The sequence below is a fragment of the Streptomyces sp. NPDC000878 genome, assembly GCF_053599695.1.
Genome location: NZ_JBSFMT010000010.1, coordinates 37,399 through 62,458 on the forward strand (window position 1 = coordinate 37,399; position 25,060 = coordinate 62,458).

Consider the following 25,060-nt stretch of genomic DNA (forward strand, 5'->3'; position numbering starts at 1 on the left):
GATGACGAACCCCGAGTCCGCCGAGTCCATTGCGTTGACGGCCGTTTCCCCTCAGCGGGAAGGGGGTCTTCCCGTACGCGTCCAGCGCACCTACCGGCTGGTCGTGCCCCCGGTCTCCGGGATCCTCCGCCCCCGCCTCGTGGCCGTCGGCGCGCTGCTCGCCGTGGGCACGTTCCTCCTCTTCTGCTGGAGTCTGACGATCGGCGACTACCCGATCGCCTTCGGCGACGTCGTACGCGCCCTGGTCGGCTCCGGCGACCCCGGCACCGTGCTCGTCGTCCAGGAACTGCGGCTGCCGCGCGCCCTGGTGGGGCTGCTGGCCGGGATCGCGTTCGGGGTGTCCGGCGGACTGTTCCAGACCATGACCCGCAATCCGCTGGCCAGCCCCGACATGATCGGCCTCACCCAGGGCGCGGGCACGTTCGTGGTCGCGGGCATCGTCCTGGGCTGGGACGGCGGCCTCGGCACCCAGACGCTCGGTCTGCTCGGCGCGCTGACCACGGCGCTCCTCGTGTACGCGCTGGCCTGGCGGCGTGGGACCACCGGCTACCGGATCATCCTGGTCGGCATCGGCGTCGCCTGGATCTGTACGAGCGCCACCGACTACCTGGTCGCCAAGGGCGGCCGGTTCCAGGCGCAGGCCGCGCTGGGCTGGCTGGTCGGCAACCTCAACGGCCGTACGTGGTCGGATGTCGGCCCGCTCGCGATCGCCCTGGCCGTCCTCCTCCCGACGGCGCTGCTGCTCGGCCGCCTGCTGCGTACGCTCCAGCTGGGCGACGACGTGGCGACGGGCCTCGGCACCCGCGTCCAGCCCGTACGCCTCGCCATCCTGCTCTCCGGCGTCGGTCTGATCGCCTTCGCGACGGCCTCCGCCGGACCGGTCGCCTTCGTTGCGCTGGCCGCCCCGCAGATCGCCCAGCGCCTCGCGCGCACCGCCTGGCCGCCCACGGTCGCCTCGGGACTGACCGGGGCGCTGATGGTGCTGGGCAGCGACCTGATCGCCCGTACGCTCATCTCCGGCACGGAACTCCCGGTCGGTGTCGTCACCGGCGTGCTCGGCGCGCCCATCCTGCTCTGGCTGCTCGTCCGCGCCAACCGCGCGGGTTCAGGAGGCTGATCCCCATGTCGACGGACCCCACGGCCGAGGTCACGACCACCACCGAGGACATCATGCCGACCGATCCCCTGCCCACGACTTCGGAACCGGTCGCCGACCCGGACCTGAGAGCGACGGGACTACGGCTGTCGTACGACAACCGGGTGGTCGTGGACGGCCTGGACCTGGCGGTGCCGCCGGGCCGGATCACGGCCATCGTCGGCGCCAACGCATGCGGCAAGTCAACGCTGTTGCGCGCCCTGGCCCGGCTGCTCACCCCCCGAGAGGGCGCAGTCCACTTGGACGGCCGTGCTCTGCACTCCATCCCCACAAGGGAGTTGGCGCAGCGCTTGGGCATCCTGCCCCAAAGCCCGGTGGCACCCGAGGGGTTGACGGTCATCGACCTCGTCAACCGGGGCCGTTCACCGCACCAGACCTGGTGGCGGCAGTGGTCCAAGTCCGATGAGCAGGCCGTGCACGAGGCGCTCGCCGCAACCAACATGACCGACCTCGCGGACCGTCCGGTGGACGAGTTGTCCGGCGGTCAGCGGCAGCGGGCGTGGATCGCGATGGCGGTCGCCCAGGGCACGCCGGTACTCCTCCTCGACGAACCGACGACGTATCTCGACCTGGCCCACCAGATCGACGTGCTGGACCTGATCACGGACCTCAACCGGCGCGAGAACCGCACGGTGGTGATGGTCCTGCACGACCTCAACCAGGCCTGCCGGTACGCCGATCACGTCGTCGCCATGAAGTCGGGCCGGATCGTGGCGGAGGGGCCGCCGGCGGAGGTCATCACGGCGGAGACGGTGGAGGATGTCTTCGACCTGAACTGCCGCATCACCCTGGACCCGGTCAGCAACACACCGATGGTGATCCCGATGGGCCGCCACCACCAGGACACGCCCGCCAAGACACCCTGAAGTGTCCTCGCCCCCGCCGCCCCTACCCGTCCCATCCCTGGGGGCTGCGCCCCCAGACCCCCGCTACGGCCCTCAACGGGCCTCGTCCTCGAACGCCGGACGGGCCAAAAGACCAGCCCCGGCCAGCGTTTGAGGACAAGCGCGTTCAGCGCGACAAAGGGGGGCTGGGGGCACAGCCCCCAGGGATGGGAACGGGTAAGGGCGGCGGGGGCGAGAAAGCGACGTCAGGGTCGCGCCGTCAGATACCCGCCCATCGTCCGGAAGTACTCCGTCGCCGCGATCTCCGCCCCGTCCTCCGTCCGCACCCGCTTCACCAGCAGGCCCCGCAGCCGCCCGTTCCGGGCCTCCGCGCCCGCCACGACCACGATGCCGTCGCCCTCGCGGATGAAGATGCGGCCCGGGGTGCCGCCGTAGCAGCCCTCCGAGACCGCGGCCTCGACGATGCGGATGCGCTGGCCCTTGTGATGCGTGAAAGCGTTGGGGTACGGGTCCGACTGAGCGCGGATCAGGCGCTCTATCGCCTCCGCCGGCCACGTCCAGTCGATACGGCTGTCCTCCAACGACCGCTTGTGGAAGAAGCTCGCCCTGCTGCGGTCCTGAGGGATCCAGTCCGCGCGGCCCGACGCGATGAGTCCCAGGGACTCGTGGACGACCGGTGTGATCAAGTCCACAGTGCGATGGAAGAGGTCGGTCACCGTGTCCCGCGCGCCCACCGGTATCGACCGCTGAAGCAGCACGTCACCGGCGTCCAGCTCGGCGTTCATGCGGTGGGCGGTGACGCCGACCTCCCGTTCGCCGTTGATGAGCGCCCAGATCAGCGGGGAGAAGCCCGCGTACGCCGGGAGGAGGGAGTCGTGGATGTTGAGCGTGCCGTGCGCGGGGAGGTCGAAGATCTCCGGGGGCAGGACCGTGCGCCAGTTGTTGGCGACGATCAGGTCCGGCGCCAACTCCCGCAGCGCGCCCAGGAGTTCGGGATCGTCCGGGCGGTTGCGCAGCAGCACCGGGATGCCGTTCTTCTCGGCGAGGTCGGCCACCGAGTCGTCCCAGATTTTTTCGTATACGTGGTCGCTCTTGGGGTGGGTGACCGCCATGACCACCTCGTGATCGGAGTCCAGCAGGGCCTGGAGCGTGCGATGCCCCCAGGTCTGATAGCCGAACATGACGACCCGCATAGTCGATCCTTCCGTAGGACACACCATTGCAAGGTAAGGCTAACCTTATTTAACATCAGTGCGCCTAGGGGAAGGGAAGTTGCGGTGAACGCACTGCACGACGAACCGGACGCCATCCATGACGTGCTCGGTATCGGCTTCGGCCCGTCAAATCTGGCGCTGGCCATAGCCATCGCGGAACACAACGCACAAGCCGCGCCTGAGGAGCGCATTCACGCCGAGTTTCTGGAGCGCCAGCCACGGTTCGGCTGGCACCGCGGCATGCTCATCGACGACGCGACCATGCAGGTGTCCTTTCTCAAGGACCTGGTCACCATGCGCAACCCGACCAGCGACTTCAGCTTCCTGTGTTTCCTGCGGGACCGCGGCCGGCTGGTGGACTTCCTCAACGCGAAGACCCTCTTCCCGCTGCGGATCGAGTTCCACGAGTACTTCGAGTGGGCAGCGGCCCGGGTCGCGGACCAGGTCTCGTACGACGCCGAAGTCGTCTCCGTGGAGCCCGTGCTGACGGAGGGCGGCGAGGTCCGCTGGTTCGATGTCGTCAGCCGCGTGCCCGGCGCGCCGGAGCGTACGGTGGTCCGGCGGGCCCGCAACATCTCGGTGGCCGTCGGTCTCGAACCGCACGTGCCGCCCGGCACCGCGCTGTCCGACCGCATCTGGCACAACAGCGAACTGGTGCCGCGTACCCGTGAGTTGAGCAATACGGGTGCCTCCGTGGACCGCATTCTCGTCCTCGGCGCGGGTCAGAGCGGCGCCGAGGCGGTCGACTTCCTGCACCGTTCCTTCCCCGACACCGAGGTCTGCGCGGTCTTCGCCAAATACGGCTACACGCCCGCCGACGACAGCCCGTTCGCCAACCGGATCTTCGACCCGGAGGCGGTGGACGTCTACTTCCGCTCCCGGCCGGAGGTGAAACAGTCCCTGTACGACTACCACCGCTCCACCAACTACTCAGTGGTGGACATGGACTTGATCGAGTCGCTGTACGCCACGATGTACCGCGAGAAGGTCCAGGGCAACGAGCGGCTGCGCATGCGCAACGTCTCCCGCATCCGGGACGTCGAGCAGCTGGACGACCGGCTGGACGTCACCGTCGAGTATCTCCCCACCGGAGAACGGGAGGTGCTCTCCTGCGACGTGCTCGTGCACGCCACCGGTTATCGCCCCCGGGACCTCGACTCCCTGCTGGGCAGAGCGGCGAAACTGTGCCTGCGGGACGACAACGACGCCGTGCGGGTCGGCCGTGACCACCGGGTCGAGGCGGCGCCCGAAGTCACCGCCGGCATCTACCTCCAGGGTGCGACCGAGCACACGCACGGTCTCACCTCGACCCTGCTGTCGACGACCGCCGTACGCTCGGGAGAGATCCTCGACTCCCTGCTCGACCGTCGCACGGTCGATGCGGTCGATGCGCACGCGAGCGCTGGGCAACCATCTTCAACTTAGAGTAGCCTCACCTAAGTTTTAGGCCTGCCCAAGTGCACGCACACGCACTTAGGCAGGCCTTACCGGCCCAAAGTGTCGTCCGATCCCAGAGGGGTTACGGGTGAGTAGTCCTTCACAGCTGTCGGGGCGGGACGTCCTGCGACAGACGGTCAGAGGGCAGCGGCGCGACGTCGCCGTCGGCTCGCTGCTCGGTTCCGGCCACCAGCTGGGCGAGGCGATGGTGCCGGTCCTGATCGGTCTGGTCATCGACCGCGCCGTCACGGACTCCGACACCGGCTCCCTGGTGAGCTGGCTCGTCGTCCTCGCCGTCGTCTACGTCGGTCTCGCGCTGAGCTGGCGCTTCAGCGCCTGGTCCGCCGACCGGGCCGCCGCCCAGGCCGAACACACCCTCCGTATATCCCTCGTACGCCGGGTCCTGGCTCCCGGGGGCGGCGCGGAGGAGGGCCGGCTGCCCGGCGCCCTCGCCAACATCGCCACCGAGGACGCCAAACGCGTCGGCGCCGTCAACATGGCCGTCATGGCCGGGATCTCGGCCCTCGCCGGCGTCCTCGTCAGCGCGGTCGTCCTGCTGCGTACGTCCATCACGCTCGGCATGGTCGTGCTGCTCGGCACTCCGGTGCTGCTGTGGCTGGGCCATCTGCTGAGCAAGCCGCTGGAGTCGCGCAGCGAGGCCGAGCAGGAGCGGGCCGCGCACGCCTCGGCCGTCGCCGCCGACCTGGTGGCCGGCCTGCGTGTCCTCAAGGGCATCGGCGGCGAGTCGACCGCCCTGGCCCGCTACCGCACGACCAGCCGCGACTCCCTCCAGGCCACCCTGAAGGCGGCCCGCGCGCAGGCCTTCCAGAGCGGGATGGTGCTCACCCTCACCGGCTGTCTGATCGCCGCCGTCGCCCTGGTCGGCGGCCGGCTCGCCGCCCAAGGGGACATCAGTCTCGGCCAGTTGGTGTCGGCGGTCGGGCTCGCCCTCTTCCTCCTCGGCCCGTTGGAGGTGCTCGCGTGGGTCAACGCCGAGCTGGCCCAGGGCCGCGCCTCGGCCACCCGGATCGCGGAGGTGCTGGCCGCCCCGCACTCCGTCACCCCGGGCACCGCGACCCTGGCCGAGCCGGTGCGTGGCGCGGTCCGCCTCACCGGCGTCAGCCTCGGCGGGCTCCGGGGCCTCGACCTGGAGATCGCACCGGGTGAGTTGCTCGGCGTGGTCGCGACCGACCCCGCGCACGCCACCGACCTGTTGCGCTGTCTGGCCCGGCAGTCCGACCCGGAGGCGGGCACCGTCGAGCTGGACGGCGTACCCCTGCGGGACCTGGACCCGGCCGAGCTGCGCACCGCGCTGCTGGTGGCCGAGCACGACGCGGACCTCTTCGAGGGCACCGTCCGCAGCAACGTCACGGCGGCGGCCCCCGACGCGGCCGACCCGGAACCGGCGATGACGGCGGCGGGGGTGGCCCAGGTCGCCCAGACCCTCCCGGACGGTGAGGACACGGCGGTCAGTGAGCAGGGCCGCTCCCTCTCCGGCGGGCAGCGTCAACGCGTCGCGCTGGCCAGGGCGTTGGCGGCCGAGCGGCCCGTCTTGGTGGTCCACGATCCGACCACCGCCGTCGACGCGGTGACCGAGGCGGGCATCGCCACCGGAGTCCGGGAGATCCGCAAGGGCCGTACGACGGTGCTGGTGACCACGAGTCCCGCGCTGCTGTCGGTCACCGACCGGGTCGTCCTGCTGGAGGACGGACGGGTGACCGACACGGCCCCGCACACCGATCTGATACACCGTCACGAGACCTACCGAGCGGCGGTGCTGTCATGAGCGACCACGAACTCCCCGGCCCGACACGGGAGTTGCTCCCCACGGCGACGCCCCGGCGCACCCGTGCCGCGGTCGGCGAACTCGTCCGCCCGCACCGCCGTCTGGCCGTCGGCGCCTTCGCCGTGATGGTCGCCGCGACCGCGGTCGGACTGCTCGTCCAGCCGCTGCTGGGCCGCATGGTGGACCTGGTCGCCGACCAGCGCCCGCCGGACGAACTCACCCTGCCCGTCGTCCTCCTGGTCCTGGTGGCCGTCGCCCAGGGCGGCACCACCGCACTCGGGCTGTCCCTGGTGTCCCGGCTCGGCGAGACCGTACTGGCCCAGCTGCGCGAGCGGTTCGTCGAGCGGGCGCTGCAACTGCCCCTGGAGCAGGTGGAGAAGGCCGGATCCGGCGATCTCAACGCCCGTGTCACCCGGGATGTCTCGGTGGTCGGCGAGGCGGTGCGCAACGCGCTGCCCGAGCTGGCCCGCTCCCTGCTCGCCATCGTGCTGACCTTCGCCGCGCTGGCCGCCCTGGACTGGCGCTTCCTGCTGGCCGCGCTGCTCGCGGTGCCCATCCAGGCGGGGACCGCGCGCTGGTACGTACGCAACGCCGTGCCCCTGTACGCCGAGCAGCGCATCGCCATGGGGTCCCAGCAGCAGCAGTTGCTGGACACCATCGCGGGCGCCGGGACCGTACGGGCGTTCCGGCTGGAGGAGCCGCACACCGAGTCCGTGACCCAACGGTCGTCCGCTGCGGTCACGTTGACGATGCGGGGCGTGCGGCTGGTGCTGGACTTCTACAACCGGCTGCACATCGCCGAGTACACCGGCCTCGCCGCCGTCCTGGTCACCGGGTTCCTGCTGGTGCGCGCCGACTCCGTGTCCATCGGTACGGCCACAGCCGCCGCGCTCTACTTCCACAGCCTCTTCGGCCCGGTCAACCAGGCCCTCGCCCTGCTCGACGACGCCCAGTCGGCGACGGCCGCGCTGGCCCGGCTGGTCGGCGTCGCGGACGTACCGGCCCCCGAGGCCACTCCCCCGGCGCCCACGGCACAGCACCGAGAGCCCGGGACGGTCACCGTGACCGGCGTCCACCACGAGTACGTACCCGGGCGTCCCGTCCTTCGGGACGTGCATCTCACGCTCGCCGCCGGGGAGCGGGTCGCGCTGGTCGGGCCGAGCGGCGCGGGCAAGACGACGCTGGCCAAGCTCATCGCGGGGGTGCACCAGCCGACGTCCGGCACGATTCACCTCACCGGTGTGTCAACGTCCGCCGACAGCCTGCCCGTTGCCCTGGTCACCCAGGAGACGCACGTCTTCGCGGGCCCCCTCGCCGACGATCTGCGGCTCGCGCGCGCCGACGCGACGGACGAGGCCCTGCGCACGGCCCTGACCGAAGTGGACGCGCTGGACTGGGTGTCGGCACTGCCCGAGGGCCTGGCCACCGTCGTCGGCGAGGGCGGACACCGGCTCACCGCCGCCCAGGTGCAGCAACTCGCCCTGGCCCGGCTGGTGCTGGCGGATCCTCCGGTCGCCGTGCTGGACGAGGCGACGGCCGAGGCCGGCAGTACCGGCGCGCGGCTGCTGGAGAAGGCAGCCGACCGGGCGATCGAGGACCGCACCGCCCTCGTGGTCGCCCACCGTCTCACCCAGGCCGCGGACGCGGACCGGATCGTCGTCATGGACGGCGGGCGGATCGTGGAGAGCGGCACCCATGACGAGCTGTGCGCGGCGGCCGGCACCTACGCCTCCCTGTGGGAGGCCTGGTCCGGTACCCGCACCACAGCCGAGAAGCCCCCCACGCCACGTCCCAGCACCGACACAACCACCACCATGAAGGACCACTGATGCTCGGCTCTCACAGAGGCTCTCGGCTCGCCGCGGCGCTCACCTCCGTACTGCTCCTCTTCGGTACCGCCACCGCCTGCGGTTCCGAGGACGACTCCTCCGACACGGCGGGCTCCACGGCCAGCGCGTCCGCCGACTCCGCCTTCCCGGTGACCCTGACGCACAAGTACGGCAGCACGACCATCAAGTCCGAGCCGAAGCGGATCGTCACGGTCGGGCTGACCGACCAGGACGCCGTGCTCGCGCTGGGCAAGGTGCCGGTCGGTACGACCGAGTGGCTGGGCGGCTACAAGGGCGCCATCGGCCCGTGGGCCGCGGACAAGCTGGGCAGCGCGGCGGTGCCGACCGTCCTCAAGGACACCGGCACCGGCCCGTCGGCGGAGAAGATCGCCGCGCTCAGGCCCGACCTGATCCTCGCGGTGTACGGCGGTCTGACGAAGGCGCAGTACGACACGCTGTCGAAGTTCGCTCCGGTGGTGGCCCAGCCGAAGGAGTACAACGACTTCGGTGTGCCGTGGCAGGACCAGACCGAGATCATCGGCAAGGCGCTCGGCCAGGAGACCAAGGCCAAGGAGCTGGTCACCGGCGTCGAGGCCGACTTCAAGACGGCTGCCTCCGAGCACCCCGAGTTCGCCGGCAAGACCGGCCTGATGGCGACCCCGTACGAGGGCATCTTCGTCTTCGGCAGCCAGGACCCGCGCTCGCGCATCCTCACGAACCTCGGTTTCAAGCTGCCCACCGACCTGGACAAGGTGATCGGTGACCAGTTCGGCGCCAACATCAGCAAGGAGCGCACCGACCTCCTGAACACGGACGCGATCGTGTGGATCGTCACCGACACCACCAAGGACAAGGCGACTCTGCGCAAGGACGCCCTGTACGCGGACCTGAAGGTGGCCAAGGAGGACCGCGAGGTCTACGTCAAGGAGAGCAGCGACTACGGCAACTCGGTGTCGTTCGTGTCGGTGCTGAGCCTGCCGTACATGCTGGAGCGGCTGGTCCCGCAGCTGTCTGCGGCCGTCGACGGCAAGACGGACACGAAGGTGACCGAGCCCACGAGCTGACGCCTCATCACATGGCTGTGGCCCGACCGGAGTTGCGGTCGGGCCACAGCCATGTGTACGGGGGCTACCGGCTCACGTCGTGGGCCTGATCTGCCACTGCTGGCAGTTGTTGTTCAGCCAGGTCCACTGGCGTACGTCGGCGCCGTTCGCGCCGGAGCAGTCGGCGACGTCGGCGACCTTGCCGGTGGACTCGTTCACGATGCGCACGTAGTCACCGGTGGCTGTGTAAACCAGCCTGAACTTCTGGCAGTTGTTGTTCAGCCAGGACCACTGACGCAGATCGGTGCCGTCGGCGGTGGCGCAGTCCGCGGTGTCCATCACCTTGCCGGTGGCGACGTTGACCAGCCTGCTGGTGTCGTTGGCCTGGTCCTCGATGCGCCACTTCTGGTTGGTGCCACCGTTGCAGGTCCACTGGAAGATGTTGGTGCCGTCGGCGGTGTTCCCGCCCTCCACGTCAAGGCACTTGCCGCTGTTGCGGTTCACCAGGGTGTACGCGGTCGGGGTCACCGCGGTCTCACCGGCCGGGCCCGGCAGTGTGGTGCCGAGCGCGACCGGGGTGCCGAAGTTCGGGGTGCCGTCCGCGTTCCAGGTGAACTTCTGGGCGCGGGTGGTACGGCCGTTGCCACAGCCGCCCGAGGCCGAGTTGTTGGCGTGGTAGACGATCCAGTTCTCGGTGCCGTCCGGCGAGGTGAAGAACCCGTTGTGGCCCGGCCCGTAGACGCCGGCCGCGTCGTCGCGCTGGAAGACGGGCGTCTGCTTCTTCGTCCAGGACGATGCCAACAGCGGGTCGGTGCCGGTGAGTTCGAGCTGCCCCAGCTTGTAGTCGGCGGTCTGGCAGTAGCTCGCGGAGAAGGTGAGGAAGGTCCGGCCGTCGTGGTAGAGCGGCTCGGGCCCCTCGTTGACGGGCGCCCCGGAGGTCTCCCAGGCCAGCGTCGGCTGGGAGATGAGGCTGAAGGTGGAGCCCTGAACCGTGTAGGGGTTGGTCATCGGCGCGATGACGAGGCTCTGCTTGCTGCCGCCGATGGCACCGCTGCCGACCAGATAGAGCTTGCTGTTGTACTTGAGCACGGTGGCGTCGATGAGCCAGCCGCCCGGGTCGAGGTTGGACCCGGTGAGCTGGTTCTTGAAGGTGTACGGACCCATCGGATCGGTGCCGGCGCTCTCCACGACGTACGTCCGCTGCTGGTCGCAACAGGCGGCCCCGCTCGGTGCGCCGGAGTAGTACAGGTACCAGTGACCGTCGAAGAAGTGCAGCTCGGGCGCCCAGAAGTTGTTGTTCCGGGTCGAGGTGGTGTCGCTCCAGATCTGCACGCTGGGAGCCGTCGAAAGACCGGCCAGGGTCGGCGACTTGCGCATGGTCAGGACGCCGGTGAAGGACGTGGTGACCAGGTAGTAGTTGCCGTTGTAGTACTCCAACCAGGGGTCGGCGCCCTTCTGGGACTTGACCGGGTTCGTGTACGGGCGCCCCTCGGCCGCAGCGGCGGGCTGGATGCCCACGACGGGCACGAGCAGCGCGAGAAGCGCCGCCAGGAGGGTCAACCAGTGACGGGTACGGAACACAACAGGTCCCCTTCTTATGGCCACATTGCTCACGTTGTTCACGTTGTTCACGTTGTTCGACATCCCGGACCATGTGCGTAACTTCGACCAGAACATAGGTACGCGGGATGCGCACGTCAACGCTTGCGACAGCTTCGGTTCCGGTGGACGTCGATCGCGTTAAAACAAGTTGTCCGACCTGCCGAACGTTGTTCGAAAACTCTTGACGCCCCTGGTCGCAGCGATTGACACTCTCGCAACGCGAGGACACACAGACGAAATCTGCGCCCCTCCGTCACCTCCCCCGTGCCTGAGCAGAGGAAGCCGAAACGATGCACCTCCCGAGATCGCGCGGCCGTACCAGACGCTGGTCAGAACGGCTCGCCGGACTGACCGCCGCTTCCCTTCTCCTCGGCCTCGCCGGGCCGTTGGCGATGTCCGTCCCCGCCCAGGCCGCCGCGGCCGACATCACCGACGGTCTGGCCCTCTGGTACAAGCTCGACGCGGCCTCCGGCACCGCCGTCGCCGACGCCTCGGGCAACGGCCGTACGGGCACGGTGAACGGCACGGCCGGCTGGTCCAACTCCGGTGAGGGGCTCGCCTTCAACGGTTCGGACACCTACATCAAGGTGCCGGACAACATCATGAGCGGGCTGAACTCGATCACCGTCTCGATGGATGTGAAGGTCGACTCCGCCCAGTCCAACCCGTACTTCATCTACGGCTTCGGCAACACCAGCGGCACGGTCGGCAACGGCTACCTGTTCACCACGGGCAACTCCTTCCGGACCTCCATCGCCAGCGGCAACTGGTCGACGGAGCAGACGACGCGGTCCGCGGGCACCAACCTCCAGCGCGCGGTGTGGAAGCAGATCACCTACACCCAGACCGGCAACACGGGCGTGCTCTACGAGGACGGCGTGGAGGTGGGCCGCAATACCGCGATCACCCTCACCCCCGGCTCCATCGGCTCGGGCGCGACCACCGCCAACTACATAGGCAAGTCGGTCTATCCCGGCGACAACCTCTTCAAGGGCAACATCCGCGACTTCCGCGTCTACGACCGGGCGCTGGCCGGCACGGAGGTCGAGGAACTCTCCCTCCCCGTCGCCACCCAGGGCGTGGCGGACGACAAGTCGGCCCTGACACTGGGCGACACGAGCGCGGTGATCGCCGACCTGACCCTGCCGAGCGCGGGCCCGGCGGGCGGCTCCGCCATCACCTGGGCGACCGACAACGCCTCGGTGGTGTCGGCGAGCGGCGCCGTGACCCGCCCGGCCGCAGGCCAACCGGACGGCCACGCCACGCTCACGGCGACCCTGAAGAAGGGCCCGGTGAGCGACACCAAGACCTTCGACGTCACGGTCCCGGCCACCTTCGACGACTCCACGGCCACCCAGCGAGCCGCCGAGGCACTGACCGTCCCGAACATCGACGACGTACGAGGGAACATCACCCTGCCCTCAACGGGCGTCTACGGCACGGCCGTTGCCTGGTCCTCGGCGAACCCGGACGTCATCGCGGCCGACGGTGTGGTCCACCGCCCCGCGCACGGCGACGGCGGTACGACGGTCGACCTGACCGCGACCGTCACCAAGGGCACGGCCACCACGACCCGCACGCTGACGGCCAAGGTCCCCGAACTCCCCGCGAAGGAAGCCCTCAAGGGCTATATGTTCAGCTACTTCACCGGCGAGGGCACCTCGGACGGCGAGCAGCTCTACGCGGCCCTCAGCAAGGGCAACGACCCTTTGAAGTGGCGGGAGTTGAACGACGGCAAGCCCGTCCTGACCTCCACGCTCGGCGAGAAGGGTCTGCGCGACCCGTTCATCATCCGCTCCCCCGAGGGCGACAAGTTCTACCAGATCGCCACCGACCTGCGGATCTACGGCAACGGCGACTGGGACGCCTCCCAGCGCACCGGCAGCAAGTCCATCATGGTGTGGGAGTCCACCGACCTGGTCCACTGGACCGACCAGCGCCTGGTGAAGGTCTCCCCCGACTCGGCCGGCAACACCTGGGCACCGGAGGCCTTCTACGACGAGCAGCTCGGCTCGTACGTCGTCTTCTGGGCGTCGAAGCTGTACACCACCGCCGACCACTCCGGCGACACGTACAACCGCATGATGTACGCGACCACCCGTGACTTCCGCACCTTCAGCGAGCCCAAGGTGTGGATCGACCGCGGCTACTCGGTCATCGACTCCACGGTCATCCAGCACGACGGCGAGTACTTCCGCCTCTCCAAGGACGAGCGGAACAACAGCTCCTCCACGCCCAACAGCAAGTTCATCTTCGAGGAGAAGAGCGACTCGCTGAAGAACCTCTCCTGGACCGCCGTCGCCGAGGGCATCGGCAAGGGCGCGATGAGCGCGGCCGAGGGCCCGCTGGTGTTCAAGTCGAACACCGAGGACAAGTGGTACGCGTTCCTCGACGAGTTCGGCGGGCGCGGCTACATCCCCTTCGAGACGACGGACCTGGCCTCCGGCGTCTGGACCCCGTCCACCAGTTACGACCTGCCGTCAAAGCCCCGCCACGGCACGGTACTTCCGGTCACTCAGGCCGAGTACGACCGGCTCCTGAAGACCTATCAGCCGGACCAGATCATCACGAGCGCCGAGGACGTCAAGGTCGTCACGCGCATCGGTGACGCCCCGGTCCTGCCCGCCACCGTCATCGCCGAGTCGGCGGACGGTGTGAAGCGGCCCGTCGCCGTCACCTGGGAGGCCGTGGCCGAGTCGCAGTACGCGCAGGCCGGCACCTTCACGGTGCAGGGCGACCTGGCGGGCGACTCCGCGATCGGGGTCACCGCAGAGGTCACGGTCTCCGCCGAGGGACCGGACGTCCCGGCCGACCTGCTCCTGCACTACGACTTCGACGAGACCGGCGGCAGCATCGCCCGGGACTCCAGCGGCCACGGCTACCACGGCACCTACGTCCGAACTCCCGACTTCGGTACGGGAGTCGAGGGCGGCTCCTTCAAGATGTCCGGCGGCTCCAGCACATCCACCTCGCCGTACGTCAAGATCCCGGGCGGGGTCCTGAAGGACACCACCAGCGTCACCGTCTCCACATACGTCAAGTGGAAGGGCGGCGACAACTTCCAGTGGCTGTTCGGACTCGGCCCCGACAGCAACAAGTATCTGTTCGCCACGCCCTCCAACGGCAGCGGGAAACTCTTCTCCGCGATCACCAAGGCGACCTGGTCCGGTGAGAAGCAGATGATCGGCGGCTCGCAGCTCACCGCCGGTGAGTGGAAGCACCTCACCGTCACGCTGAACGGCGCGACCGAGACGGCGGTCCTCTACGTGGACGGCGCCGAGGCGGCCCGCGTCAGCGGCGTCACCATCAAGCCGTCCGAGCTGTACGACCCCGCGAAGGACTACTCCGGCTACATCGGCAAGTCCCTGTACTCGCCGGACCCGTACTTCGGCGGCGAGGTCGACGACTTCCGGATCTACAACCGGGCCCTCACGCCCGCCGAGGTCCTGGAGATCAGCGGCAACACCACCGGGATCGCCGCGGCGACCCACCCGGCGCTCAAGACCGACGCGATCATCACCGACAAGGACAGCAGGATCGTCCTGCCGCTCACCCCGGGCAGCGATGTCACCGCCCTGGCACCGGAGTTCACCCTGGCCCACGGCGCGGCCATCAGCCCCGCCTCCGGCACCCTGCACGACTTCACCGAGCCGGTGAAGTACGAGGTCACCGGCTCGGACGGCAAGAAGCGCACCTGGACGGTGACGGCCGTGGAGATGAAGAGCCCGGTGCTGCCGGGCCTGAACGCGGACCCGAACATCGTGCGCTTCGGCGACACCTTCTACATCTACCCGACCACCGACGGCTTCGAGGGCTGGAGCGGTACGCAGTTCAAGGCGTACTCCTCCACCGACCTGGTCCACTGGAAGGACCACGGCGTCATCCTGGACCTGGGTCCCGACGTCAGCTGGGCCGACAGCCGCGCCTGGGCGCCGACCATGGAGGAGAAGAACGGCAAGTACTACTTCTACTTCTGCGCCGACGCCAACATCGGTGTCGCGGTGTCGGACTCCCCGACGGGCCCGTTCACGGACGCCCTGGGCAAGCCGCTGCTGAAGGCCGGTGACTACACGGGCCAGATGATCGACCCGGCGGTCTTCACGGACGACGACGGCAAGTCGTACCTGTACTGGGGCAACGGCAGGGCGTACGTGGTCCCGCTCAACGACGACATGGTCTCCTTCGACGCCACGAAGGTCACCGACATCACGCCGAGCGGCTACAACGAGGGCACATTCGTCATCAAGCGCCAGGGCACCTACTACTTCATGTGGTCGGAGAACGACACCCGGGACGAGAACTACCGCGTGGCCTACGCGACCGGTTCCTCGCCCACGGGCCCCTGGACCAAGCGCGGTGTGATCCTGGAGAAGGACCTCTCCCTGGGCATCAAGGGCCCCGGCCACCACTCGGTGGTCCACGTCCCGAACACCGACGACTGGTACATCGCCTACCACCGGTTCGCGATCCCCGGCGGTGACGGCACGCACCGCGAAACGACCATCGACAAGCTGGAGTTCGACGCCGACGGCCTGATCAAGAAGGTCGTCCCGACCCTGTCGAGCATCGACCCCGTGACGATCGTCCACGCGGGAGCGGACACAACAGGCCAGGAGGGCAGCGCGATCCCGCTCACGGGCACCATCTCCGGGGCAGGCAGCCCGAGTTGGAGCGTCGGGGCGACGACCCCCTGCACGATCTCGAACAGGACCACGATCCCGGCCTCCCTCACCTGCACGGACAACGGCACGTACGAGGTCACCCTGAAGGGAGGCCACAGCACCGACACCCTGACGGTGACGGTCACCAACGCACCCCCGTCGATCACCTCGACCCAGGGCCCCAGGACCCCGGTCCCGGCGGGCAAGCGCACCCCGGTCCGGCTCACGGCGAAGTTCACCGACCCGGGCCGCTCCGACACCCACACCTGCCGGATCGACTGGAAGGACGGCACCACCCCGACGTCCGGCAAGGTCACCGGCGGCACCTGTGAGGCGAGCCACGCCTACCTGAAGGCGGGCATCCTCCGCCCGACGATCACGGTGACCGACGACGACGGAGCCTCGGCCACGACCCAGCTCCCCGAGCTGATCGTGTACGACCCCCAGGCGGGCCCCGCGGCGGGCATCGGCGTGATCCCGTCCCGGGCGGGCGCCTACCCGGCCGACCCGGCGCTGACCGGCAAGGCGGGCTTCTCCTTCGGCGCCTTCTACCGGAAGGGGGCCACCGTCCCGACGGGCACGGCGTCCTTCGACTTCACGGCGGGCGGCAAGTCCAAGGCGGGCGTGCGACTGCGCTCCACGTCCTCCGACTGGCTGGTGGTGACGGGCTCCAAGGCCGTCTACCAGGGCTCCGGCTCGGTCAACGGCGTGGGCGGCTACGCCTTCCGCGTCACGGCGACGGACGGACCGGACACCTTCCGCATCCGGATCTGGAAGAAGTCCACGGGAGACGTCGTGTACGACAACCTCACGGGGACCGCGACGAAGGGCATCGTCGTCGGCCGCTAGGCCGAACACACCGATCGCGCCGGAAGCCGTACCCGAGGGCGCGCACACCGAGCCGGGCCCGACCGCCCGCCCGGTGTGCGCGCCCTCGGCGTGCTGGTGCCCGGCTCCCTCCGTGTGGTTACCTGGCCGCATGACCGTGCTCGTGTCCCGCCGCCACGTCGACTACGCACGTGTCACCACCATGGGTTGTCCGTCCGCGAGCTGACACCACGCTCCGGCCTCTCCGGCCTCCGGCCTCCGGCCGCCCCTTCTCGTCACCGCAACCGCGCTGCCCATGAAAGGCACCTCGCATGTCCCCCCGTACCGCGAACACCGCTGTGGCCGTCCACCCCCTGCTCGCCGAACGCTGGAGCCCGCGCTCGTTCGACGCCGCTCGCACGATCAGCGACGAGGAACTCGTCTCCCTGCTGGAGGCGGCCCGCTGGGCCCCCTCCGCCTTCAACAGCCAGCCGTGGCGCTTCCTGGTCGGCCGTCGCGGCGACTCGACGTACGAGCGGATCTTCGGCGCCCTCGGGACCACCAACCGCCGCTGGGCGGGGAACAGTTCGCTGCTCGTCGCGGCGGTCGCCGGGGAGCGCCTCGACGACGGAACCCCGCTCTACGGCGCCGCGTACGACACCGGGCTCGCAGTGGCCCAGCTGTCGGTGCAGGCACACGCGCTGGGTCTGCACACCCACCAGATGGGCGGCTTCGACCGGGACCGGCTGCGCACCTCGCTGGGCGTCCCGGACGGCTACCAGCCCCAGTCCGTCACCGCGATCGGGTCCCTGGCCGCGGCGGACCTCCTCCCGCCGGACCTGCGCGACCGCGAGACGGCCCCCCGTGCACGGCGGCCCCTGGCGGAGACCTTCTTCGCGGAGCAGTGGGGCACTCCCCTCCCGGTGCGGCACGACGGCTGAGACAGGCACTCCGGGCATCCGGGCGGGCGGTTCACGGACGGCGAGCCGGGTCCGCCGCCTTGCCTCTGACGAGGCGATCCGGGCTCGCCGTCTTGCCTCTGACGCGTACGTCAGGGATTAGCGTGCGTCGACCGCCACGGCCGAACAGCGCCCGTGGCGCCGATTCCTGACGCCCCGTCAACTGATGCCTGGAGTTGCCGAGATGAGCACCGAGACACCGTCCACGACCCGGGAGATCCGGCTCGTCAGCATGCCCGAGCACCTGCCCGGGCCCGACCACCTGTCCGTCGTCGAGACACCGCTGCCCGCGCCCGGGCCGGGCCAAGTCGTCGTCCGCAACCGGTACTTCCTCGTCTTCCCGGGGCTGCGCACACTCATCGGGGACAGGGCCGAGGGCGTACCGCTGCCTCCCGTGCGCGTCGGCGACGCGCTGTTCGGTCCCGCCGTCGGTGAGGTCGTCGCGGTCGGCCCCGGCGGCGGTCTGCGTCCCGGCGACGAGGTGACCCACCTGCTCGGCTGGCGGGAGCACGCCCTGCTGGCCGAGACCGACTGCGCACCGCTGGGCGATGCGCTGCCCGACCCCGTGGCGTATCTGTCGTCGGGGGCACCCGCGTACGCGGCGTTCTCCCGGATCGCCGTCGTGCGCCCCGGCGACACGGTCCTCGTCACCGGCGCGGCGGGAGCCGTGGGCAGCCTGGCGGGGCAGCTGGCCCGGTTGCTGGGCGCCGGCCGGGTCGTCGGCACCACCCGCTCCCCGCACAAGGCGGAACGGCTCCGGGTCGAACTCGGCTACGACGCCGTGCTGGTGCCGGGCGCGATCCCGTTCGCCGAGCAACTGGCCGCCGCCGCGCCGGACGGCATCGACGTCCTGCTGGACACGGTCGGCGGCGAGCAGCTGACCGCGGCCGTCGGCGCGGCCCGCCGCGGCGCTCGGTTCGCGCTGGTCGGCGCGCTCTCCGGTCAGCTGTCGGCGGAGCCGGACGGCGACGGCTCGAGCGCCCCGGCGGAGATCGACACCTTCCGGGTCATCAACCTCGGCATCACGCTCCACGGCATCAGCAGCGCCGACCTAGGCCCGGCCATGGCGGAGTGGAACAAGCGCTTCGGCGAGTGGCTGCGCTCCGGCGAGATCGTCTTCCCCCAGGTACGGATCCCGGGCATCGATCGCGCTCCCGGGGCGTTGCAGGAACTGTTCGAGGGGCGGCACTCCGGAACGGTCGTCGTGGAACTCCCACGACGGTGACCTGACGGCGGCGCGCTCCTCGTACCGGTCGACAGGATGACACGGGTGAAGGCGAGGAGCGGGATGCGGATCGGGGACGCGGCGGCAGCGGCGGGTACGACACCACGGGCACTGCGGTTCTACGAGGAGCGCGGTCTGCTGCCACCGCCGCCGCGCACGACCGCCGGGCAGCGCGAGTACGGCCCGGACGACGTGGCCCGGGTCAGGGTGATCCGCGAACTGCTGGCCCTCGGGCTCACCGTGGACGACCTGTGCGCCTTCGTCGACCGCATCCCGCTGCTCGTCGACGACCCGAGCCGCCGGTGCACCGGCGGCGACCCGGACAGCAGCCCCGGCGCCGGCGTCGTGCACCGCAGGCTGGCGGCCCTCGACGCCGAGATCGACCGCCTGACCCGGCTGCGCACGCGACTGGCCGGGCAGACGGGGGTCAGGTGAACCCGCGCCCCACGTCGCCCAGCGCGTGTACCCATGCAAAAGGGCCTCCACGGACTCTCGCCCGCGAAGACCCTTCGTCCCGCACCGTCGGGACGACAGGATTTGAACCTGCGACCCCTTGCCCCCCAGGAGTGAGGGTCACCTACATTATCGGCACATATCAGACGCAATCCGGGCGTGTGGTGTGCGTCGATAGCCCTCCCGTGCACCATCACGCACACCGTGTGGTCCCTAACTGGTCCCCGAACCGCTTCAGAAGAGCGCCTTGCACCGGCCGCTGGTGGCGCCTGACACCACGCGCCACCTCCACAGGGAACACCCCCTTTCCGGGACGCCTGCGCAGTCGACAAAGACCAGCCGCCTCTTGAGTCGCGGGGTGCGATGCGGATCGCGCCCTGCGTGGTGCGTCGTCAGTCCGCCCTGACTGGATGCGTAAGGTTCGCTCCGGTCGCCGGGTCGAACACGTGCGCCTTGGCCATGTCGACCTGCAGCTCTACCGGTTCTCCCTCGCGGGCACGCGTAGCGGCGTCCAGGCGGGCCACGATGTGATGGGTGTCGGCGCCGGTGTCGCGCAGGCCCGAGTCCTTGGCGAGCTCCTCCAGTTCGGTGGTCGTCGCGGGCCCGCCCTCCGCGGTGAAGTAGACATACACATCGGAGCCCAGCGACTCCAGTACCTCCACGGTGGCAGTGAAGACCGGGCCCGTCCGGTCCCGGTCGTGTGGCAGGGCCACGTCCTCGAATGCCTCCGGTCGCAGCCCGACGATGACCTCGCGGGGTGCGTTCTGCCTTTCCAGCGCCTGCCTCGTACGGTCGTCGAGGGTCAGGTCGCCCAGGGGCGAGCGCAGGGCACCGCCCTCCAGGGTGGCGTTCAAGAAGTTCATCGCCGGGGAGCCGATGAAGCCCGCGACGAAGATGTTGCGCGGCAAGTCGTACAGCTCAGCAGGTGTGCCGATCTGCTGGACCAGGCCCTGTCTCATGACCACGACGCGGTCGCCGAGCGTCATCGCCTCGGTCTGGTCGTGGGTGACGTACACGGTGGTCGTGCCGAGGCTCCGCTGCAGCCGGGAGATCTGGGTGCGCATCTGTACCCGGAGTTTGGCGTCCAGGTTGGACAGCGGCTCGTCCATCAGGAACGCCTTGGGATCGCGGACGATCGCCCGCCCCATGGCCACCCGCTGGCGCTGACCGCCCGAGAGGTTGGCGGGCTTGCGGTCCAAGTGGTCGGTCAGGTCGAGGATCCGGGCGGCCTCCGTCACCTTGGCGTCGATGGTGGCCTTGTCCACCTTGGCGAGGCGCAGCGGGAAACCCATGTTCTCCCGGACGTTCATGTGCGGGTACAGGGCGTAGCTCTGGAACACCATGGCGACATCGCGTTCCTTGGGAGCGAGGTCGTTGACGACTTGGTCTCCGATGCGCAGGGTGCCCTCGGTGATGTCCTCGAGTCCGGCGATCATGTTCAGGGTGGTGGACTTGCCGCATCCCGACGGACCGACCAGGATCACGAACTCCCCGTCGGCGATCTCGAGGTCCACGTCCTTCACGGCGAGGGCCCCGTCGGGAAAGCGCTTGGTTACTCCCTCAAGGATGATCTCGGCCATGGTGGTGTCTCCTTGCCTTCATGCATTCCGGGTCCGAGCACTGCGGTCGGCGTCTCGGACCGGTGGCCTGTCTGCCACGGTCGGCCCGTTCACCCCTTGACTGCCCCGGAGGTCAGTCCGGCGACGATCCGCCGCTGGAAGAACAGGACGAAAAGGATGATCGGGATGGTGATGACCACAGCGGCGGCGGCGATCGACCCTGTGGGCTGCTGGAACTGGGAGCTCCCGGTGAAGAACGCGATCGCGGCCGGCACTGTGCGCGCGGACTCGGTGGAAGTCAGCGAGATCGCGAACAGGAAGTCGTTCCAGCAGAAGATGAACACGAGAATGGCCGTGGTGAACACGCCCGGCGCGGCCAGCGGCACGATGACCATCCGGAAGGCCTGCGCGGGCGTCGCCCCGTCGACCTTGGCGGCCTTCTCCAGATCCCAGGGGATCTCCCGGAAGAAGGCCGACAGGGTGTAGATCGCGAGCGGCAAGGAGAAGGTCATGTACGGGATGATCAGCCCGACCCAGGTGTCGAAGATCCCGATGATCCGCTCGATGTTGAACAGCGGTGACACCAGAGAGATCGGCGGGAACATGGCGATCAGCAGTGACATGCCGATGAGCACCCGCTTGCCGGGGAAGCGGAGCCTGGCCACCGCATAGGCGGCCATGGTGCCGAGCGCCACCGCGATCACCGTGGCGATCAGGGCGATCCCGATCGAGTTGATCAGAGCCCGGGTGAACTCGGCGGTCTCGAAGATGCCCTGGTAGTTCTCCCAGGTCCAGTCCGTGGGGATGTAGTTGCCGTCCGTCAGGGTGGTGGGGTCCTTGAACGACAGCGCGGCGATCCACCACACCGGGAACAGGGCGTACAGCACCACCACCACGTTGATGACACCCCAGCGGGCGGCATGCGACTTCCCGACCTCGGCCATCAGCGCTTCACCTCCGCGCCGGGTGCTGCGGTGCCGAAGAGTTTGACGAAGGTGAAGGCGATGATCCCGACGCAGATGAAGATCAGGACCGAGATCGCGGACCCGATGCCGAGGTTCAGCGCGGTGAACAGGTTGTCGTACCCGAGGATCGACAGAGAGCCGGTCCCCTGGGCGCCCGCGGTCAGGATGTAGATGTTGTCGAAGATCCGGAACGCGTCCAGTGTGCGGAAGAGCAGTGCCACCAGGACGGCCGGTTTCATCAGCGGCAGCATGACTTTGGTGAAGCGCTGCCAGGCTGTGGCGCCGTCCACCATGGCCGCCTTCAGGGTCTCCTCAGGGACCAGCGCGAGGCCCGCGAGCAGCAGCAGGGCCATGAACGGCGTCGTCTTCCACACCTCGGCGAGGATGATCAGCCAGAGGGCGGGCCACTGCTCGGTCAGCGGAGCCTCCCCGCTGGGCAGCAACTCGGCGAGGTATCCGAGCTCCGGGGTCCAGGCGTACTGCCAGGAGAAGGCGGCGACCACGGTGACGATCCCGTACGGAATGAGGACCGATGTGCGGACGACGCCGCGCCAGAAGATCGTGCGGTGCATCACCAGGGCGAGCCCCATTCCGAGGACGAGTTCGATCGCCACGGACACGGCGGTGATGAACAGCGTGACCCAGAAGGCGTCCCACCAGAACGGGGAGGACAGCACCGCCCCGTAGTTGCTCAGGCCCACGAACTCCGCCCGTCCGGGAAAGCGCAGGTCGTACCGCTGGAGGGACAGATAGACGGCGTACCCGATGGGGTAGGCGGTCACGGCGATCATGACGACGACGGCGGGCGCGCAGAGCAGCCAGCCGAGCCGCCGCTCCTGCCTGGCGCCCGCCGAGATTGCCGCCCGGTCCGGCCCCGCCTGCTCCGTCTCCGCCTCGGGGGGCGGCGGGGCTCCGGTCGGTTGCGCCCGCGCGCTCATCGCGGGCCGCCCGAGGACGAGACCCGCGCGCTGCGGCGCCGGCTGACGGAGTGGTGCGGGAGGTGGTGGTTCACGGGATCACACCCTCGGATCGCAGGGCATCGTCGATCTGTTCCCCGATGGTGTCGACCGAGCTCTCCGGTTTGATCCCGGACGGCGGAGACAGCGTGTGGGAGACCGCGATCGACACGTTCTGGTAGACCGGAGTGATCGGTCGCACGCTCGCCGACTCCAGGGCGGCCAGCACTTCCCTGGAGAAGGGGTACTCCTTCATGAACGCGGGCTCGTCGTACAGGGCGCGCAGGGTGGGCGGCAGACCGCCCTCAAGCGCGGCAGTGAGCTGGTTCTCCCGGTTGCGCAGGCACAGCGCCGCCTCGAAAGCCAGGTCGGGGTGGCGCGAGTAGGCGCTCACAGCCAGATCGATGCCGCCGATGGTGGGCCGTGCCGGGCGGTTCGCGTCGACCCGAGGGTACGGCGCCCAGCGGAAGTTCTTGAACAGCTCGGCGTTGTTCGCCTTCATCGACGGATAGACGAACGGGTAGTTGAGCTCGAACGCCGCCGTCCCCGACTCCATGGCGAGGCGGTTCTGGTCCTCCATCTGGTTGGGCAGGGAGGGGTCCGCGGCCGGGGACTTCGCCAGATCACGCATGATCCCGGCGGCCCGCACGGCAGGAGGACCGAGGGAGGGCTCGGTCGCACTCGCGTTGAGGATGGAGCCGCCCGCGCTGTTGATCAGCGTGTTGAACCAGACGGTCAAACCCTCGTACTGGGCGCCCTGGATCTCCACGAAGTGCGGTTTGCCCTGCCGGGCGAGGGCGCCGGCCATGTCCAGCATCTCGGCCCAGGTCCTGGGTGGGGTGGGCACCAGGTCCTTGCGGTACCACAGGAGCTGGGTGTTGGTGTTGTACGGGACGGCGTACAGCTTGCCTTTCCAGGTCGAGGTCTGCAGCGGTACACGCAGGGTGCCCTCTACGGCCTGCCGCCTCGCCGTCCCCGCCCATTCCCGGATCCAGCGTGCCTCGGCGAACTCCGCCGCCCAGGTGACGTCCAGGCCCAGGATGTCGAGCGAGTCGTCCTCGGCGGCGAGTCTGCGGACAAGCTGCTGGCGCTGGCCGTCCGCGGCACGCGGGAGCTTGTTGTAGCTGATCCTGTAGCGGCCGCCCGACGCCTGGCTGCACCGGTCGGCCGCCTTCTGGAGCGCACCGGAGTCGTCGGGGAAGTTGTACCAGTTGAGGGTGGGCCTACCGGATCCCTCGTCACCGCCACAAGCGGCGAGCACCGACGCCAGCAACGGCAGTACGGCAAACGCCCGCAACCATCGAGTCCCTCTGGGACGTTTCTTCTGACCCGAAACCGGCTGGCAGCCGCACCTCGCGTGCACGCGCTCCACACCTCGCTTTCGGACGGTGGCACGGGACTCGGACCTCGCAGTGTTTCCCTCCCGGCGAACACTAAAGGCCACATAAAGCAAGATCAAGCACATATCGCACCTAATCACCCAGCCCGGCCCACCAGTGGGACCGACTCAGCGGACCTGCGGGCATGGAAGGGGGGGGCGATCGACTTCGGCTACTTCCCACTGCTCCACGGCAGGGTGCGCGATCTGTTCGACACGGAACCGTCCGCCGAACCCGACTGGGTCGCCAGCTGCGCGCGGCCGTGCACTGTCGACCAGACGCGGTATCAAGGGAAACGTCTGCGCAGGTCAGAGCGTTTGCAATCGCCCCGGTAGTGCACCTTGACCGAGTCAAGGTGCACTACACAACCGCCCCATAGCGTTCGGTCCCCATCTGGTCCCCGAGAACGACGAAGAGGCCACTTCCGATCAACCAGAAATGACCTCCGACCTGCTACTTCGCAAGTCGGGACGACAGGATTTGAACCTGCGACCCCTTGACCCCCAGTCAAGTGCGCTACCAAGCTGCGCCACGTCCCGGTGCGTCCACCCGCGGTTGCCCCGCGTGATCACGCGTACAGAACTTTACCCCACGTCAGGGGCTGCCCCGAAGGCGGCGGGATCCGCGCGACAATCGGTGTATGGGCAGTGCATCGGAAGGTCGGGCGGCAGTGGGCGGTCGGGATCGGGACGAGGAGGGGCGGGCGCGCAACGCCCGGCCCCGGGACGGGCTCGGGCGCCCGCTGCCGTACGGCGAACACGGGGTGGCCCGGCAGCCCGAAGGCGTCGTACGCCGTCCCGAGGAGACCGTCGCCGAGGCCCAGGCGTTGCTGGACGCCGGGAAACCGTTCCACGCGCACGAGGTCTTCGAGGACGCCTGGAAGTCGGGGCCCGCTCAGGACAGTGGCCTGTGGCGGGGGCTCGCGCAGCTGGCCGTGGGACTCACGCACACCGCGCGCGGGAATCTCACGGGCGGTGTCCGGCTGCTACGGCGCGGGGCCGGTGCGGTCGAGGAGTGGGCGGCCGTGGACGCACGGCCGGGGCCGTACGGGATGGACCTCGCGGGGGTCGTGGCCTGGGCGCGGAGGCTGGCGGCGGAGGTGGAGCGGGACGCCGTGGCCGTCGACGCAGGGGCTCGGGCGCCGCGTCTGTCGGGCGGTACGGCCGACGGCTGACCAGGGGCGA

The 25,060-nt window shown here is 69.4% G+C and carries 17 protein-coding genes and 1 tRNA gene; 11 read left to right on the top strand and 7 right to left on the bottom strand.

Annotation, left to right across the window (positions count from 1 at the left end; translation table 11 throughout):
* The first annotated feature begins 1 nt into the window (after position 1).
* Positions 2 to 1,117: a FecCD family ABC transporter permease gene (locus ACWDR4_RS12015; protein WP_450407133.1), complete on the top strand. Its 1,116-nt coding sequence runs from the start codon at positions 2 to 4 to the stop codon at positions 1,115 to 1,117.
* A gap of 53 nt (positions 1,118 to 1,170) precedes the next feature.
* Positions 1,171 to 2,022 (top strand): ABC transporter ATP-binding protein, encoded by an 852-nt coding sequence (locus tag ACWDR4_RS12020; protein WP_450407409.1) that lies wholly within the window; start codon positions 1,171 to 1,173, stop codon positions 2,020 to 2,022.
* A gap of 224 nt (positions 2,023 to 2,246) precedes the next feature.
* Here the strand turns inward: ACWDR4_RS12020 and ACWDR4_RS12025 are convergent, their stop codons facing one another.
* Positions 2,247 to 3,194 (bottom strand): methionyl-tRNA formyltransferase, encoded by a 948-nt coding sequence (locus ACWDR4_RS12025; RefSeq protein WP_450407135.1) that lies wholly within the window; start codon positions 3,192 to 3,194, stop codon positions 2,247 to 2,249.
* A gap of 84 nt (positions 3,195 to 3,278) precedes the next feature.
* Here ACWDR4_RS12025 and ACWDR4_RS12030 point away from each other — a divergent pair, with 84 nt between their 5' ends.
* The 4 genes from ACWDR4_RS12030 to ACWDR4_RS12045 all read left to right on the top strand — a co-directional run bounded on the left by ACWDR4_RS12030 (position 3,279) and on the right by ACWDR4_RS12045 (position 9,331).
* Positions 3,279 to 4,640 carry a lysine N(6)-hydroxylase/L-ornithine N(5)-oxygenase family protein gene (locus ACWDR4_RS12030; protein ID WP_450407137.1) on the top strand — a complete coding sequence of 454 codons (1,362 nt, stop codon included), beginning with the start codon at positions 3,279 to 3,281 and terminating at the stop codon, positions 4,638 to 4,640.
* Positions 4,641 to 4,740: 100 nt separating this feature from the next.
* Complete coding sequence (locus ACWDR4_RS12035) at positions 4,741 to 6,438, top strand: ABC transporter ATP-binding protein (RefSeq protein WP_450407139.1); 1,698 nt, start codon at positions 4,741 to 4,743, stop codon at positions 6,436 to 6,438.
* Positions 6,435 to 8,267 (top strand): ABC transporter ATP-binding protein, encoded by a 1,833-nt coding sequence (locus ACWDR4_RS12040; RefSeq protein ID WP_450407142.1) that lies wholly within the window; start codon positions 6,435 to 6,437, stop codon positions 8,265 to 8,267. Before ACWDR4_RS12035 ends, ACWDR4_RS12040 begins: the two co-directional genes overlap by 4 nt.
* Positions 8,267 to 9,331, top strand: a complete 1,065-nt coding sequence (locus tag ACWDR4_RS12045) for an iron-siderophore ABC transporter substrate-binding protein (protein WP_450407145.1) — start codon at positions 8,267 to 8,269, stop codon at positions 9,329 to 9,331. The genes ACWDR4_RS12040 and ACWDR4_RS12045 overlap by 1 nt, the downstream gene beginning before the upstream one ends.
* Before the next feature lie 72 nt (positions 9,332 to 9,403).
* On the opposite strand, the gene ACWDR4_RS12050 is transcribed toward ACWDR4_RS12045, so the two are convergent.
* The gene (locus tag ACWDR4_RS12050; protein WP_450407147.1) at positions 9,404 to 10,891 is read right to left on the bottom strand and encodes a family 43 glycosylhydrolase; all 1,488 of its coding nucleotides are present in this window, start codon (positions 10,889 to 10,891) and stop codon (positions 9,404 to 9,406) included.
* A gap of 311 nt (positions 10,892 to 11,202) precedes the next feature.
* Here ACWDR4_RS12050 and ACWDR4_RS12055 point away from each other — a divergent pair, with 311 nt between their 5' ends.
* The 4 genes from ACWDR4_RS12055 (at position 11,203) to ACWDR4_RS12070 (ending at position 18,999) form a co-directional block, all read left to right on the top strand.
* Positions 11,203 to 16,422 (top strand): family 43 glycosylhydrolase, encoded by a 5,220-nt coding sequence (locus ACWDR4_RS12055; RefSeq protein ID WP_450407149.1) that lies wholly within the window; start codon positions 11,203 to 11,205, stop codon positions 16,420 to 16,422.
* A 290-nt stretch (positions 16,423 to 16,712) separates the two neighbouring features.
* Positions 16,713 to 17,321: a nitroreductase family protein gene (locus ACWDR4_RS12060; RefSeq protein WP_450407152.1), complete on the top strand. Its 609-nt coding sequence runs from the start codon at positions 16,713 to 16,715 to the stop codon at positions 17,319 to 17,321.
* Between the two features lie 202 nt (positions 17,322 to 17,523).
* Entirely contained in the window at positions 17,524 to 18,564 is a 1,041-nt protein-coding gene (locus ACWDR4_RS12065; protein WP_450407155.1) for an MDR family NADP-dependent oxidoreductase, read from the top strand.
* A 63-nt stretch (positions 18,565 to 18,627) separates the two neighbouring features.
* On the top strand, positions 18,628 to 18,999 hold the full coding sequence (locus tag ACWDR4_RS12070) for a MerR family transcriptional regulator (protein ID WP_450407412.1): 372 nt from the start codon (positions 18,628 to 18,630) through the stop codon (positions 18,997 to 18,999).
* A 410-nt stretch (positions 19,000 to 19,409) separates the two neighbouring features.
* Here the strand turns inward: ACWDR4_RS12070 and ACWDR4_RS12075 are convergent, their stop codons facing one another.
* From ACWDR4_RS12075 to ACWDR4_RS12095, 5 genes are all read right to left on the bottom strand, one after another.
* Complete coding sequence (locus ACWDR4_RS12075; RefSeq protein WP_450407158.1) at positions 19,410 to 20,597, bottom strand: ABC transporter ATP-binding protein; 1,188 nt, start codon at positions 20,595 to 20,597, stop codon at positions 19,410 to 19,412.
* 89 nt (positions 20,598 to 20,686) lie between these two features.
* Positions 20,687 to 21,520 carry a carbohydrate ABC transporter permease gene (locus tag ACWDR4_RS12080; RefSeq protein WP_450407160.1) on the bottom strand — a complete coding sequence of 278 codons (834 nt, stop codon included), beginning with the start codon at positions 21,518 to 21,520 and terminating at the stop codon, positions 20,687 to 20,689.
* Complete coding sequence (locus ACWDR4_RS12085; protein ID WP_450407163.1) at positions 21,520 to 22,479, bottom strand: carbohydrate ABC transporter permease; 960 nt, start codon at positions 22,477 to 22,479, stop codon at positions 21,520 to 21,522. The genes ACWDR4_RS12080 and ACWDR4_RS12085 overlap by 1 nt, the downstream gene beginning before the upstream one ends.
* 70 nt (positions 22,480 to 22,549) lie before the next feature.
* Positions 22,550 to 23,794 (bottom strand): ABC transporter substrate-binding protein, encoded by a 1,245-nt coding sequence (locus ACWDR4_RS12090; RefSeq protein WP_450407165.1) that lies wholly within the window; start codon positions 23,792 to 23,794, stop codon positions 22,550 to 22,552.
* A gap of 547 nt (positions 23,795 to 24,341) precedes the next feature.
* Positions 24,342 to 24,415 (bottom strand) — tRNA-Pro (locus ACWDR4_RS12095).
* Between the two features lie 101 nt (positions 24,416 to 24,516).
* On the opposite strand from ACWDR4_RS12095, the gene ACWDR4_RS12100 reads away from it, so the two are divergent.
* The gene (locus ACWDR4_RS12100; RefSeq protein WP_450407168.1) at positions 24,517 to 25,050 is read left to right on the top strand and encodes a DUF309 domain-containing protein; all 534 of its coding nucleotides are present in this window, start codon (positions 24,517 to 24,519) and stop codon (positions 25,048 to 25,050) included.
* Positions 25,051 to 25,060 lie beyond the last annotated feature (10 nt).